The organism is Burkholderia sp. FW306-1C-G01B, from assembly GCF_058781685.1.
In genome coordinates this window covers 295,681-309,592 of record NZ_JBYSWZ010000004.1, presented here as the reverse complement: position 1 = coordinate 309,592, position 13,912 = coordinate 295,681, and the positions used below count along the sequence as shown (strand labels likewise).

The 13,912-nt window shown below is 68.6% G+C and carries 11 protein-coding genes; 4 read left to right on the top strand and 7 right to left on the bottom strand.

Annotated elements, in window-relative coordinates:
* Positions 1 to 42: 42 nt before the first annotated feature.
* Complete coding sequence (locus AC3WLY_RS10950) at positions 43 to 1,305, bottom strand: YbfB/YjiJ family MFS transporter (protein ID WP_492309432.1); 1,263 nt, start codon at positions 1,303 to 1,305, stop codon at positions 43 to 45.
* A 123-nt stretch (positions 1,306 to 1,428) separates the two neighbouring features.
* Between AC3WLY_RS10950 and AC3WLY_RS10945 the strand changes: the two genes are divergently transcribed.
* A complete protein-coding gene (locus AC3WLY_RS10945; protein WP_492309431.1) occupies positions 1,429 to 2,343 on the top strand; it encodes a LysR substrate-binding domain-containing protein in 915 nt (304 codons plus the stop codon).
* Positions 2,344 to 2,579: 236 nt separating this feature from the next.
* Here AC3WLY_RS10945 and alaS read toward each other — a convergent pair whose 3' ends face one another.
* The gene (gene alaS, locus AC3WLY_RS10940; RefSeq protein ID WP_492309430.1) at positions 2,580 to 5,204 is read right to left on the bottom strand and encodes an alanine--tRNA ligase; all 2,625 of its coding nucleotides are present in this window, start codon (positions 5,202 to 5,204) and stop codon (positions 2,580 to 2,582) included.
* A 254-nt stretch (positions 5,205 to 5,458) separates the two neighbouring features.
* Here alaS and AC3WLY_RS10935 point away from each other — a divergent pair, with 254 nt between their 5' ends.
* Positions 5,459 to 6,679, top strand: a complete 1,221-nt coding sequence (locus tag AC3WLY_RS10935) for a CaiB/BaiF CoA transferase family protein (protein WP_492309450.1) — start codon at positions 5,459 to 5,461, stop codon at positions 6,677 to 6,679.
* Between the two features lie 49 nt (positions 6,680 to 6,728).
* Here AC3WLY_RS10935 and AC3WLY_RS10930 read toward each other — a convergent pair whose 3' ends face one another.
* Both AC3WLY_RS10930 and AC3WLY_RS10925 read right to left on the bottom strand, forming a co-directional pair.
* The gene (locus tag AC3WLY_RS10930) at positions 6,729 to 7,277 is read right to left on the bottom strand and encodes an RBBP9/YdeN family alpha/beta hydrolase (RefSeq protein ID WP_492309429.1); all 549 of its coding nucleotides are present in this window, start codon (positions 7,275 to 7,277) and stop codon (positions 6,729 to 6,731) included.
* A gap of 166 nt (positions 7,278 to 7,443) precedes the next feature.
* Entirely contained in the window at positions 7,444 to 7,653 is a 210-nt protein-coding gene (locus tag AC3WLY_RS10925) for an ornithine acetyltransferase (protein WP_175961641.1), read from the bottom strand.
* Between the two features lie 252 nt (positions 7,654 to 7,905).
* On the opposite strand from AC3WLY_RS10925, the gene AC3WLY_RS10920 reads away from it, so the two are divergent.
* Entirely contained in the window at positions 7,906 to 9,615 is a 1,710-nt protein-coding gene (locus AC3WLY_RS10920; protein ID WP_310134689.1) for a glutamine--tRNA ligase/YqeY domain fusion protein, read from the top strand.
* A 137-nt stretch (positions 9,616 to 9,752) separates the two neighbouring features.
* On the opposite strand, the gene AC3WLY_RS10915 is transcribed toward AC3WLY_RS10920, so the two are convergent.
* From AC3WLY_RS10915 to AC3WLY_RS10905, 3 genes are all read right to left on the bottom strand, one after another.
* The gene (locus tag AC3WLY_RS10915; protein WP_175961851.1) at positions 9,753 to 10,226 is read right to left on the bottom strand and encodes an NUDIX hydrolase; all 474 of its coding nucleotides are present in this window, start codon (positions 10,224 to 10,226) and stop codon (positions 9,753 to 9,755) included.
* 8 nt (positions 10,227 to 10,234) lie between these two features.
* Entirely contained in the window at positions 10,235 to 10,621 is a 387-nt protein-coding gene (locus AC3WLY_RS10910) for an RT0821/Lpp0805 family surface protein (RefSeq protein ID WP_072444405.1), read from the bottom strand.
* Positions 10,622 to 10,757: 136 nt separating this feature from the next.
* Complete coding sequence (locus tag AC3WLY_RS10905; protein ID WP_492309428.1) at positions 10,758 to 12,098, bottom strand: cytochrome-c peroxidase; 1,341 nt, start codon at positions 12,096 to 12,098, stop codon at positions 10,758 to 10,760.
* A gap of 222 nt (positions 12,099 to 12,320) precedes the next feature.
* Between AC3WLY_RS10905 and AC3WLY_RS10900 the strand changes: the two genes are divergently transcribed.
* On the top strand, positions 12,321 to 13,907 hold the full coding sequence (locus AC3WLY_RS10900) for an acid phosphatase (protein WP_175961644.1): 1,587 nt from the start codon (positions 12,321 to 12,323) through the stop codon (positions 13,905 to 13,907).
* Positions 13,908 to 13,912: the final 5 nt, after the last annotated feature.

Genomic DNA, 13,912 nt, shown 5'->3' with positions numbered 1-13,912 from the left:
AGCGAGTTTGCGCGCGCCGCAGACGATCCGGCCCCGCCGGCGTCAGCGTCGCAGGCGGCCCTTTGCCGCGATCGCCGCGAAGCCGGCGGCACCCACGAGCAGAGCGGCCACCGCGACCCACAGCGCGGGGGAAAACGACCCGAAGCGCGCGGCAAGCGGCGCCGCGACGAGCGGCCCGATAATCTGCCCGCCCCCGTACGACGCGGTCGCATAGCCCATCAGCCCGGCCGCGCGCTCGCCGTGCAGGCGCCGCGCCTCGCGCATTGCGAACAGCGTGATCGCGGTGAACGGCAGCCCGAGCAGCGCGCTGCCGACCGAGAAGCCGAGCGCGTTCGGCCACACGATCCCGGCCGCGATGCCGAGCGCCTGTGTCGCGCAGCCGGCCGCCAGCAGCAGCCGGTTGTCCCAGTGCCCGGGCAGCCGCGCGGCGGCGATCGCGCCGACGATCAGCGCCGCGCCGAACATCGGCCAGAACAGGTCGGGCCACGGCGAACCGGCCGGCAGCACGGCGCTTGCGATCACGGGCAGGAACGTCGCGGTGATGATGTAGCCGAAGCCCGGCGTCCCGTACAGCACGACGAGCCACGCCGCATCGGCTCGATGGCGGCGCGCGTCGGCCGGCGCCGCGGAGGCCGCCGAGGCCGCCGAGGCCGCGGCGGCCGCGTGCGGCGTGGTGCCGGCCGGCGGCGCGGCTTGCGCCGGCGCGACCGCAAAGGTGCGCCAGATCGCGACCGACAGCACGGCCGACAGCGCCGCGAAGCCGAGCCAGCCCGACGCTGCTGGCCGGCCAACCAGCGCGCTGCCGATCAGCCCCGTCAGCACGATGCCGACGCCGGGCCCCGCGTAGATCACTCCGCTCCACTCGGGCGCGTGCAGTTCGGCCAGGCGCCGCAGCCCCCATTGCGATACGAACACGAACGTCCACGCGCTGACGACACCCGCGACGAAGCGCACCGCGAGCCACACGGGCAGCAGGTGGCCGATGCCCATCGCGGCGGTGAGCAGCACGGTGGCCGCGAGCCCGAAGCGGACCATCCGCGCGGGCGCGACGCGCAGCGCCGCGCAACTGACCGCGCCTGCGAAGTAACCCGCATAGTTCGCCGATGCGAGCCAGCCGCCGGCCTTCAGGCCGATCGAGCCATCCGCGAGCATCAGCGGCAGCAGCGGCGTGAACGCGAAACGGCCGACGCCGAGCACGACGGCGAGGCCGACCATGCAGGCCAGCGCGGCCGCGCGGGCGCGTCGGTCGGCCTGATCGGACGGAAGCGCGCCGGCGGCGGCGGTCGGGACATCGGAGCGGGACATGGCGGCAAGGGCCGGAGCACGACGCGCCGGCCGGATCGGAAACCGGAATGCATCCATCGTAGCTTGACCAGACGATCTCGAAAAATGAATAATTAAGAATCCATCCATCGCTTGGAGAGAATCATGGATCTGGCGGCGCTGGCGATTTTCCGGGCGGTCGTGCGCGAGAACGGCGTGACGCGCGCGGCGGCGAAGCTCAATCGCGTGCAGTCGAACGTCACGACGCGCATCAAGCAGCTCGAGGAAGAACTCGGCGCCGCGCTGTTCGTGCGCGACGGCCGCCGGCTCGTGCTGACGCCGGCCGGGCACACGCTGCTGCCGTATGCGGAGCGGCTGCTGGCGCTCGCCGACGAGGCGCGCGACGCGGTGCGCGAGGACACGCCGCGCGGGCGGCTGCGGCTCGGCACGATGGAGAGCACCGCCGCGAGCCGGCTGCCGACCGTGCTCGCGCGCTATCACCATGCGTGGCCCGACGTGTCGCTCGAACTGGTGACGGGTACGACGGGCTGGCTGATCGGCAAGGTGCGCGACTTCGAGATCGACGCCGCGCTGTTCGCGCGCCCGCCCGCGCCGGACACGCTGCCCGACACGTTCGAGACGGTGCCGGTCTTCCGCGAGGATCTGGTGCTGCTCACGCCGCGCGGCCATCCGCCGGTGCGCACGCCGCGCGACGTGATCCTGCCGACGCTGATCGCGTTCGAGCGCGGCTGTGCGTATCGCAAGTACGCCGAGCAGTGGTATGCCGCGCATGGGATGAAGCCGGCGCGCGTGCTCGAACTCGGCTCGTATCACGCGATCGTCGCGTGCGTCGCGGCCGGCGCGGGCATCGCGGTCGCGCCGCGTTCGGTGCTCGACCTGCAGCCCGAAACCGGCAACATCGCCGCGCACACGATTGCCGAACTCGAAGGCATCGATACGCTGCTCGCGTGGCGGCAGGGTTATGCGTCGGCGGCGCTCGCCGCGCTGCGCGACGCGCTTGGCGAAGCCGCGCGGCAGCCGGACCCGGCGCAGAAGCCGCGCGTGGCGCAGCCGGCCTGACGCGATCCGCCGACGGACGCACGACGACGCACCCGCGCGCCGCCCGTCTGCATGGCTGGCTACCGCTCGTGCGTCAGGCATGGCGGCGGATCAGCCACCTGCACCCCGTGCAAACGCAAAACGACCCGACCGGCCAATGGCCGATCGGGTCGTTTCGTTTCATGCGATTCCGCCAACAGAACCGCGCGGTGCCGGCCGGCGCTCCGCCCTCTCGGGCGCTGCGCCGGCCGGGCCGATCAAAGACGCTCTTCGACCCAGCCCTTGACGCCGGCCAGCGCGCCCGGCAGGTTCGCCGGCTCGGTGCCGCCTGCCTGCGCCATGTCCGGACGGCCGCCGCCCTTGCCGCCAACCTGCTGCGCGACGAAGTTCACGAGCTCGCCGGCCTTGACCTTCTTGCTCGCGTCGGGCGTGACGCCCGCGATCAGGCTGACCTTGCCGCCTTCGACGGCCGCCAGCACGATCGCCGCGCTCTTCAGCTTGTCCTTCAGCTTGTCGACCGTTTCGCGCAGCGTCTTCGCGTCGGCGCCGTCGAGCGTCGCGGCCAGCACGTACACGCCACCGATTTCGATGGCCTGCTGCGCGAGCTCGTCGCCCTGGCTCGATGCGAGCTTCGACTTCAGCGCGCCCAGTTCCTTCTCGAGCGACTTCACCTGGTCCTGCACCTGCGCGATGCGCTGCGTGAGCTCCGACGGCTGCGCCTTCAGCGCGGCCGCCGCTTCGTTCATGCGGGCGTCGAGATCCTGCACGAAGCGCACCGCGTTGTCGCCGGTGATCGCCTCGACGCGGCGGATGCCGGCCGCGACGCCGCCTTCGACGACGATCTTGAAGAAGCCGATGTCGCCGGTGCGGTGCACGTGCGTGCCGCCGCACAGTTCGCGCGAGAAGCCGAGGTCGAGCACGCGCACTTCATCGCCATACTTCTCGCCGAACAGCGCCATCGCGCCGCCCTTCACCGCTTCGTCGTACGGCATCACGCGCACGATGCCCGGCGCGTTCGCGAGGATTTCGTTGTTGACGATCTGCTCGACGCGACGGATTTCGTCGTCGGTCATCGGCGCGTTGTGCGCGAAGTCGAAACGGGTTTTTTCGGCGTCGACCAGCGAGCCCTTCTGCTGCACGTGCGCGCCGAGTACCTCGCGCAGCGCCTTGTGCATCAGGTGGGTGGCCGAGTGGTTGCGCTGCGTGCGCGCACGGCGGTGCGCGTCGATTTCCGCGCGCAGCACGTCGCCGACCTTCAGCGTGCCCTGCTCGAGCGAGCCGTGGTGGCCGATCACGTCGGCCTGCACCTTCAGCGTATCGGCCACCGCGAAGCGCGTCGACGCATTCGCGAGCACGCCCTGGTCGCCGACCTGGCCGCCCGATTCCGCGTAGAACGGCGTGTGGTCGAGCACGACGACCGCATCCTGGCCGGTCTTCACTTCGCTGACCGACGAGCCGTCGATGTACAGCGCGACGACCTTCGCGTCGTCGAACGCGATTTCCTCGTAGCCGTGGAAGGTGGTCTTCGCGCCCGTGTATTCGAGGCCCTGCGTGGCCTTGAACTTGCCGGCCGCGCGCGCCTGCTCGCGCTGGCGCGCCATCGCGTCGTCGAATGCCGGCTCGTCGACCGTCATGCCGCGCTCGCGGCACACGTCGGCCGTGAGGTCGAGCGGGAAGCCGTAGGTATCGTGCAGCTTGAACGCGAGTTCGCCGTCCAGCACCTTGCCGCCCTTCGCTTCGACGTCGGCCAGCGCGCCCTCGAGGATCGACATCCCGTGCTCGATCGTTTCGAAGAAGCGCTCTTCTTCCTGGCGCAGCACGTCGGTCACGCGCTGTTCGGCTTCCTTCAGCTCCGGATACGCGCCGCCCATCTCGGCGACGAGGTCGGCCACCAGCTTGTGGAAGAACGAACCCTTGCGGCCGAGCTTGTAGCCGTGGCGGATCGCACGGCGCACGATCCGGCGCAGCACGTAGCCGCGGCCTTCGTTGCCGGGGATCACGCCGTCGACGATCAGGAACGAGCACGCGCGGATGTGATCGGCGATCACCTTCAGCGAGTTGTTGTTCAGGTCGCTGATCTCGGTCACGCGCGCGGCGGCCTTGATCAGGTTCTGGAACAGGTCGATCTCGTAATTGCTGTGCACGTGCTGCAGCACCGCGGCGAGGCGCTCGAGGCCCATGCCGGTGTCGACGGACTGCTTCGGCAGGCGCGTCATGTTGCCCTGCGCGTCGCGGTTGAACTGCATGAACACGAGGTTCCAGATCTCGATGTAGCGGTCGCCGTCTTCCTCGGCCGACCCCGGCGGGCCGCCCCACACGTCCGGGCCGTGGTCGTAGAAGATTTCCGTGCACGGGCCGCACGGGCCCGTATCGCCCATCGTCCAGAAGTTGTCGGACGCGTAGCGCGCGCCCTTGTTGTCGCCGATCCGGATGATGCGCTCGGCCGGCACGCCGACTTCCTTCGCCCAGATGTCGTACGCCTCGTCGTCTTCCTGGTAGACGGTGACCCACAGCTTTTCCTTCGGCAGCTGGTAGACCGTGGTCAGCAGCTCCCACGCGAAGCGGATCGCGTCGTGCTTGAAGTAGTCGCCGAACGAGAAGTTGCCGAGCATCTCGAAGAACGTGTGGTGGCGCGCCGTGTAGCCGACGTTCTCGAGGTCGTTGTGCTTGCCGCCCGCGCGCACGCTGCGCTGCGCCGTCGTGGCGCGCGAATACGGGCGCTGGTCCGTGCCGAGGAAGACGTCCTTGAACTGGACCATGCCCGAGTTCGTGAACATCAGCGTGGGGTCGTTACCGGGCACGAGGCTCGACGAGCGAACGATCGTGTGGCCCTTCGATTCGAAGAATTTGAGGAATTTCTCGCGGATTTCGGCAGCTTTCATGGCGTGCGGGGACAGTCTGGCAAAGACGGCTTCAAACGCCGGCGCCCCAGGCGGGGCGCGCGGCGGCATGGATTCGGAAACGATCGATTATACGGGATCGGGGCCGGCTTCCGGGCAAAGCACCGGCAAAGCGGCCCGGCCATCCGGCCGGCCCGGCCGGGCCACCCGGATGGCCGATTCGCCTTAAGATGCTCGGCATGCCAATCGGCCTTGCCGAGCAACGGAGGCCAGCCATGAAAGGAGACGATTCGACGATGGGTGCCCTGAGCCATATCCGCGTGCTGGACCTCACCCGCGTGCTCGCGGGCCCGTGGTGCGCGCAGACCCTCGCCGATTTCGGCGCGGACGTGATCAAGGTCGAGCGCCCGGGCGCCGGCGACGACACGCGCCACTGGGGGCCGCCGTACCTGAAGGACGCGGACGGCGCGGATACCGCCGAGGCCGCGTACTACCTCGCGGCGAACCGCAACAAGCGCTCGGTGACGATCGACATCGCGACGCCCGAAGGCCAGCAGATCGTGCGCGAACTCGCCGCGCAATGCGACGTCGTGCTCGAGAACTACAAGGTCGGCCAGTTGAAGAAATACGGGCTCGACTACGAATCGCTGCGCGCGGTGAAGCCCGATCTCGTCTACTGCTCGGTCACCGGCTTCGGCCAGACCGGCCCGTATGCGCATCGCGCGGGCTACGACTTCATCGTGCAGGGAATCGGCGGCTTCATGAGCATCACCGGCGAGCGCGACGGCGAGCCGGGCGGCGGCCCGCAGAAGGCCGGCGTCGCGATCGCCGATCTCGCGACCGGCCTCTACTCGACGATCGCCGTGCTCGCCGCGCTCGCGCACCGCGACCGCACGGGCGAAGGCCAGTACATCGACATGGCGCTGCTCGACGTGCAGGTCGCGCTGCTCGCGAACATGAACACCAACTTCCTCGCGAGCGGCAAGCCGCCGGTGCGCTGGGGCAACGCGCATCCGAACATCGTGCCGTACCAGACGTTCCAGACGAGCGACGGGTGGATCATCGTCGCGGTCGGCAACGACGGGCAGTTCCGCAAGTTCGTCGAGGCCGGCGGCCGGCCCGAACTGGCCGACGACGAGCGCTTCGCGACGAACCCGTCGCGCGTGCGCCACCGCGACACGCTGGTGCCGATCCTCGCGGAGATGGTGAAGGCGCGCGGCAAGGCCGACTGGATCGGCGTGCTCGAAGCGGCCGGCGTGCCGTGCGGGCCGATCAACGATCTGGAGGAGGTGTTCGACAACGAGCAAGTCGTCGCGCGCGGGATGCAGGTGTCGCTGCCGCACCCGTGCGGCGCGGACGTGCAGCTCGTGCGCAACCCGATCCGGATGAGCGCGACGCCGCCCGACGCGCGCACGGCCCCGCCGCTGCTCGGCGCGCAGACCGACGACGTGCTGCGCGACATGCTCGGTTACGACGACGCACGGATTGCGGCGTTGAAGGCGAAGCAGGCGATCTGACGAACGGCCGCTTCAACGGCTCGCGCGGCGACGGCTACCCGATCGGCGTCTACCGCGCGAGCGCGTCCAGCCAGCCGCGCGCGGCCGGCCAGTCGCCGAGCCCGCTGTCCGCGTTGATGTGGCCGCGCCGGCCGATGTCGCGGAATTCACTGCCCCACGCCTGCGCGCAGCCGCGCGCGAACGCGAGCGAGCCGTACGGATCGTCGCTGCTCGCGACCACGCAGGTCGGAAACGGCAGCCGCTCGTGCGGCACGGGCCCGAAGCCGTGCGCGTCGGCCGGAAACGCCGGCCCGGCGGGATCGGGCAGCGCGACGAGCAGCGCGCCGCGCACTTTCGCGAGCGCGGCCGGGCGCGCATAACGCGTCGCCCACCACGCAGCGGTCAGCGTGCCGAGGCTGTGGCCGGCGATCAGTACCGACCCGCGCGCGGCTTCGACCGCGCGATCGAGCGCGAGACACCAGCCGTTGCGGAACGCACGATCCCAGTCGGGCATCGCGACGCGCGAGAAGCGCGCATCGGCGCGCTCCCAGCGGCTTTGCCAGTGAAGCGGGCCCGAATTGGCGTAGCCCGGCAGGACGAAAACGAGGGGGTCGCTCATGAAAGGATTCGTCGACGAATGGTGTCGTAATGTGATGTCGACGAAGTGTCGCACACCCTCCTCTCCCTGATGCTGCCTGTCAAAAAAACGGAAGGATGTGCGCTAGGGCCGTGACGCGTTCAGGACGATGTCACGACCGGCCGGCGCTCAGGCGCGCCGGCTCCGATCAGCGTACGCCGGCGCCGACCAGGCCGCCTGCCGCCGCGCCGGCAACCGTGCCGACCGGGCCGCCCGTGATCAGGTAGCCGAGCGCGCCGCCCGCGGCCGCGCCGATACCGGCATTGCGTTGCGTATGCGTCATCGCGCATGCGCCGAGTTGCGACAGCGCCGCGACGATCACCGCGGTACGAACGAGAAAAGTGGTCTTCTTCGTCATGGTTATTGGCTTCCTCCCGCCACGCAATTACGCGAATGGCGGCATTGAATCGGTGAAGCCATCATAGGAAAACCCGAACGGCGCGAGCAATCCGATTTACGTCGTGTTACAGCCGACACACTATCGAGATATTGCGGCACGCATCGCGAATGCACCGGCCCTCACCCGCAAGCCGCGCGGGACGGACCCCGGTCAGGTAGAATTACAGGATTAAACCGGCGCGACGCGCCGACACAACCTGACGCCAACCGCATGAGCACCGAACGCAACGACGCCCCCGCGGCTTCCAACTTCATTCGTAACATCATCGACGACGACAACCGCACCGGCAAATGGGGCGGCCGCGTCGAAACGCGCTTCCCGCCCGAGCCGAACGGTTATCTGCACATCGGCCACGCGAAGAGCATCTGCCTGAACTTCAGCGTCGCGCGCGACTACGGCGGCGTGTGCCACCTGCGCTTCGACGACACGAACCCGGAAAAGGAAAGCGTCGAGTACGTCGACTCGATCGTCGACGCCGTGCGCTGGCTCGGTTTCGACTGGCGCAAGGACGCGGTCGACCACCAGTATTTCGCGAGCGACTACTACGACAAGCTGTACGAATTCGCCGAGCTGCTGATCAAGCGCGGCAAGGCATATGTCGACAGCCAGAGCGCCGACGAAATGCGCGCGAACCGCGGCTCGCTGACGGAAGGCGGCAAGCCGTCGCCGTTCCGCGAGCGCACGCCCGACGAAAACCTCGACCTGTTCCGCCGCATGAAGGCCGGCGAGTTCAAGGAAGGCGAGCACGTGCTGCGCGCGAAGATCGACATGGCTTCGCCGAACATGAACATGCGCGACCCGGTGATCTACCGGATCCGCTACGCGCACCACTACCGCACCGGCGATACATGGTGCGTGTATCCGATGTACGACTACACGCACTGCATCTCGGATGCGCTCGAAGGCATCACGCATTCGCTGTGCACGCTCGAATTCGAGGATCACCGCCCGCTGTACGACTGGGTGCTGAACGAACTCGCGGAAGCCGGCGTGTTCACGCGCCCGCTGCCGCAGCAAATCGAATTCTCGCGGCTGAACCTCACGTACGCGATCACCAGCAAGCGCAAGCTGCTGCAGCTCGTCACCGAAGGCCACGTCGACGGCTGGGACGACCCGCGGATGCCGACGATCGTCGGCGTGCGCCGCCGCGGCTTCACGCCGGAGAGCATCCAGCTGTTCTGCGAGCGGATCGGCGTGACGAAGATCGATTCGTGGATCGACATGAGCATCTTCGAAGGCGCGCTGCGCGACGACCTCGACGACAAGGCCGCGCGCACGGTCGCGGTGCTCGATCCGCTGAAGCTCGTGATCGACAACTATCCGGAAGACCTCGAGGAAGCGTGCACGGCGCCCGTGCATCCGCACCATCCGGAGCGCGGCGTGCGCACATTCCCGATCTCGCGCGAGCTGTGGATCGAGCGCGAGGATTTCGTCGAGAACCCGCCGAAGGGCTATTTCCGCCTGTTCCCGGGCAACAAGGTGCGCCTGCGCTACGGCTACGTGATCGAGTGCACGGGCTTCGACAAGGATGCCGACGGCAACGTGACGGCCGTGCACTGCAACTACTTCCCGGACAGCAAGTCGGGCACCGAAGGCGCGAACACGTACAAGGTCAAGGGCAACATCCACTGGGTCAGCGCGAAGCATGCGCAGCCGGCCGAAGTGCGGATCTACGACCGCCTGTTCAAGGAGCCGCATCCGGACGCGGGCGGCGCGAACTTCCTCGAGGCACTGAATCCCGATTCGAAGAAGATCGTGCAGGCGTACGTCGAGCCGGGCAACAGCGACATCGCGCCGGAAACGCGCCTGCAGTTCGAGCGGCACGGCTACTTCGTTGCCGACCGTGTCGATTCGAAGCCGGGCAAGCCCGTGTTCAACCGGATCGTCGGGCTGCGCGACAGCTGGGGCAAGCCGGCCTGACGGCCTGCTCCGCGTGCGGCGCGCGGCCTCGGGCCGACGTCGCGCGACCATGAAAAAACCGGCGCGAGGGCCGGTTTTTTTATTGCATGCATCGAAGCGAAGCCAGGCAATGCGGCGGCGGAAGCCACCGCGTTCATTCACGCGCCCGACAGCCGCCGATGCAGTTCCGCCAGCGACAGCTTCGTGCGAAACAGCCGCGCGAGGCTGCGGCTCGCATACGCGTCGATATCGCCCGGCGCGGTCCAGCGATACGCATCCATCTCGGGAATCATCGAACCGTCGCGACGGCTCGGGAACAGCGACGTGCACGTGCACAGCGCGGGATCGATCTCGCCGTCCGCCACCTGCACCGCGAACAGGTGCAGGTCCTTGTCGTGCCGGTACGCGAAGCGGCCGAGATCGAGCAGCCGCGCCGGCGCGAATTCGATGCCGGTTTCCTCGAGCAGCTCTCGCAGCGCTGCGTCGGCCGGCGTCTCGCCGGGCTCGCCCTGCCCCTTCGGGATATCCCAGTGCGTGGTGTCCGTCGCGTGCGCGAGGAACACGCGGCCGGCCGCATCGAGGATCACGACGCCGCACGACACCGCGCGCGGCGTGTCGCCCCGCTTCGTCACGCTCGTGCTCAGCGCTTCTGCAACTGCCACTTGCCCGCGGCCGTCTTGCAGTAGACGGGCTTGAGCGTCATCGTCTGGCCCTTCGCGGTGATGTCGGTGGTGATTTCGCGGCAGGTCTTGCCGTCCGTCTCGGTCGTGGTCGGCGTGAGCTTCGCTTCGATCTGCGTGCGGCTGCCGCTGTTCTGCCACGTCGTCGTCTCGCCGTCCTTGCCTTCGTCGCGCACCTTCGCGGCGGCCTTCGACAGCGACGCGGTGTCGGCCTTGCTGAAATAGCTGAGCGGCGTGTCGTTCAGGAAGTTCAGGTTGTTCTGCGCATGGGCGGGCAGCATCGCGGCAACGCACGCGGCGCCGGCCAGCACGCGCGTGACGACGGAAAGGGATGCACGCATCGACATGTTGTTCTCCTTGGATGTTCGATCGAACGGCGCGGTGCATGCCGGCGAACCGGCACGCGCCACGCCCGTCAGCGAGCGAGCATAGCATGCGTGCCGCGTGCGACGCTTTCGGGCCTGTTCCCGCTAATAACGGGCCCTAGCGGGCCGCCTGCGTCGACCCGGGTTGATATCCGTCAGTCAGCGTGCCCAGGAACGCGATCACGTCCTTGATCTCGGCCGCGTTCAGCGCCGGCTGCTCGCCGCGCTTGCGGTCGAACGGCGGTTCGCGGTTGATGTTCGGCCAGTAGCGCTTCGGCAGGTCGTCGTAGATCTGCACCTTGCCGTGCACGACCGGATAGAACTTCTCCGGATGAATGTCGCGCTCGACATAGAAGCGCATCACGTCCTCGAGCGAGTGATATACGCCGTTGTGGAAGAACGTCTTGCGCAGCGCGACGTTGCGCAGCGACGGCGTGCGGAACAGCCCGCAGAATTCGTCGCGGCCCTTCAGGTCGGTGCGCTCGGGGCCGCACGCGCCGAGATCGTGGAAGCGCGGGTCGCGGTTCACAGGCAGCGCGCGGTTGCGCGGCACCGCGATCGCGATCAGCCCGAAATCGCTGAACTGCGGCGGGCCGCCTTCGAGCGTGCGCTGGCTGATGTGGCAGCTCGCGCAATTGCCCTTCTTCTCGTCGTTGAACAGTTGCAGCCCGTGCAACTCGGCGGGCGTAAGCTGCGCGCGGCCGGCCAGGTACGCGTCGTACTTGCTCGTGTACGGATCGAACAGCGCAGGCTGCTGCTGGAACGCATCGAGCGCACGCAACACCGCGTCGAAGGCGGCCTGATCGTCGCCGAGCACCCGCTCGCCGAATGCCTTGCGGAACGCGTCCGCATACGGCGCCGCGCGCACCGCCTGCGCGACCCGCGCCGGCGAGCTGCTCATCTCGAACGGCGACAGCAGCGGAATGCGCGCCTGCGCGTCGCGCGTGTCGACGCGGCCGTCCCAGGTCAGCCCGCCGGTCGGGCCCGCGTCGATGCTTTCGTCGCCCTCGTCGGGCGAATCGTGGAAATGCTCGCTGAACGGCGGGATGCCGCGCAAGTACTTCAGCGACGGCGCCGCACGGAACCCGATGCGATGCATGTCGTCGCCGCCGAGCTGCACCGACAGCGCGTTCGGCGGCCCGAACGCATGTTCGGCGCTGTGGCACGACGCGCACGCGAGCTTGCCGGAGCCCGACAGCGACGGATCGGAGAACAGTTGCTTGCCGAGCGCCGTCATCTGCTTCACGCCCTCGAACACCTGCGCACGCGTCTGCGGCTGGCTGGCCGGTGCGACCGCCGGCGCGGCCTGGGCGGCCGGCACGACGGACGCGGCCGGCGAATTCGCGCCGGGCCGCGCATCGCAACCGGCGAGCGCCGCGAGCCCGGCAGCCAGCGCCAGGGCCGCCGCGGCATGGATCAACGATCGCGCGGACGCAAAGGATTTCGGGGTGGTGGGCATCGTCGTTCTATGGGTAGCGGTGGGCAATCGGCCGGAGCTTATGTCAGTTCCGTGTCCGTCGCGTGACGTTCCGCCGACAGTCAATTGAAAGCGCCCCTACACCCGCCTGTCAAACGGGTTCCAGATAATGCGCGCAGCCGGTCGGCGCCCAGCGCCTGTCGCGCCGGCCCCTGCGCCAACCCGGTTCCCACACGCGACCCACGACGAAAGAGAGAACATCGCATGAAGAAGCACGCCTGGATTCGCTATACGCCGATCGCCCTCGCGGCCGCGCTCAGCCTGACCGCCTGCGGCGGCGACGACGTCACGCAACAGGGCCTGTCGGCCGTCAAGAACGTTGTCGTGATCTATGCGGAAAACCGCAGCTTCGACAACCTGTACGGCAACTTCCCGGGCGCGAACGGCCTGCAGAACGCGACGGCCGCGAACTCGGTGCAGAAGGATCGCGACGGCTCGACGATGGCGACGCTGCCGAAGGTCTGGGGCGGCCTGACCGCGACCGGCATCACGCCGGCAGTCACCGAGGCGATGACGGCGAACCTGCCGAACGCGCCGTTCGCGATCGACGATCCGAAAGGCTTCAACCAGCCGATGAGCATCGCGACGCGCGACATCGTGCACCGCTTCTACCAGGACCAGATGCAGATCAACGGCGGCAAGAACGACATGTACGCCGCGTGGACCGATGCCGGCGGCCTGACGATGGGCCACTACACGCCGGACCCGTCGAAGCTGCCGCTGTGGAAGATCGCGCAGCAGTACGTGCTCGCCGACAACTTCTTCATGGGCGCGTTCGGCGGCTCGTTCCTGAACCACCAGTACCTGATCTGCGCGTGCGCGCCGTTCTACGCGAACGCGAACACGAGCCCCGCGGCCGGCAAGATCGCCGTCCTGAACGCGGACGGCAAGTCGCTGAAGGTCGCCGCGAATTCGCCCGCCTCCGCGCTGAGCGGCCCGCCGAAGTTCGTCAACGACGGCGCGATCACGCCCGACTTCTTCGCGGTCAACACGATGCAGCCGCCGTATCAGCCGAGCGGCAACAAGGCGGCCACGGGCGGCGACCCGCTGCTCGCCGATCCGGCCAACGCGTCGACGATGCCGCCGCAGACGGCCACCAACATCGGCGACCTGCTGACCAATGCGAACGTGTCGTGGGCCTGGTATGGCGGCGCGTGGGGCCAGGCGCTGCAGGCGAGCCAGAACGGCACGTCGAACGTGATCTACGGCGCCGACCTGTCGACGCCGAACTTCCAGCCGCACCACCAGCCGTTCAACTACTTCGCGAACCAGGCGCCGGGCACCGCGAACCGCGCGCAGCACCTGCTCGACGGCGGCGCGAACGGCGCCGAGTTCATCAAGGCGATCGACGCGGGCACGCTGCCGGCGGTGACGTTCTACAAGCCGCAGGGCAACCTGAACGAGCACCCGGGCTACACGGACGTCACGTCGGGCGACCAGCACATCGCCGACGTGATCGCGCACCTGCAGGCGAGCCCGCAGTGGAAGAACATGGTCGTGGTCGTCACGTACGACGAAAACGGCGGCTTCTGGGATCACGCCGCGCCGCCGACCGCCGACCGCTGGGGTCCGGGCACGCGCATTCCGGCGCTGATCGTGTCGCCGTATGCGAAGAAGGGCTTCGTCGACCACACGCAGTACGACACGGGCTCGATCCTGCGCTTCATCACGCGCCGCTACTCGCTGCCGCGCCTCGCGGGCCTGCAACAGCGCGACGACGCGCTGAAGGCCAACGGCGCGCAGCCGATGGGCGACCTGACGAACGCGCTCACGCTGTCGCCGAACCTGTAACGGCA

Coding starts and splice junctions, on each gene's coding strand:
- AC3WLY_RS10950 (WP_492309432.1), bottom strand. CDS start 1,305: ATGTCCCGCTCCGATGTCCCGACCGCCGCCGCCGGCGCGCTTCCGTCC.
- AC3WLY_RS10945 (WP_492309431.1), top strand. CDS start 1,429: ATGGATCTGGCGGCGCTGGCGATTTTCCGGGCGGTCGTGCGCGAGAAC.
- alaS (WP_492309430.1), bottom strand. CDS start 5,204: ATGAAAGCTGCCGAAATCCGCGAGAAATTCCTCAAATTCTTCGAATCG.
- AC3WLY_RS10935 (WP_492309450.1), top strand. CDS start 5,459: ATGGGTGCCCTGAGCCATATCCGCGTGCTGGACCTCACCCGCGTGCTC.
- AC3WLY_RS10930 (WP_492309429.1), bottom strand. CDS start 7,277: ATGAGCGACCCCCTCGTTTTCGTCCTGCCGGGCTACGCCAATTCGGGC.
- AC3WLY_RS10925 (WP_175961641.1), bottom strand. CDS start 7,653: ATGACGAAGAAGACCACTTTTCTCGTTCGTACCGCGGTGATCGTCGCG.
- AC3WLY_RS10920 (WP_310134689.1), top strand. CDS start 7,906: ATGAGCACCGAACGCAACGACGCCCCCGCGGCTTCCAACTTCATTCGT.
- AC3WLY_RS10910 (WP_072444405.1), bottom strand. CDS start 10,621: ATGTCGATGCGTGCATCCCTTTCCGTCGTCACGCGCGTGCTGGCCGGC.
- AC3WLY_RS10905 (WP_492309428.1), bottom strand. CDS start 12,098: ATGCCCACCACCCCGAAATCCTTTGCGTCCGCGCGATCGTTGATCCAT.
- AC3WLY_RS10900 (WP_175961644.1), top strand. CDS start 12,321: ATGAAGAAGCACGCCTGGATTCGCTATACGCCGATCGCCCTCGCGGCC.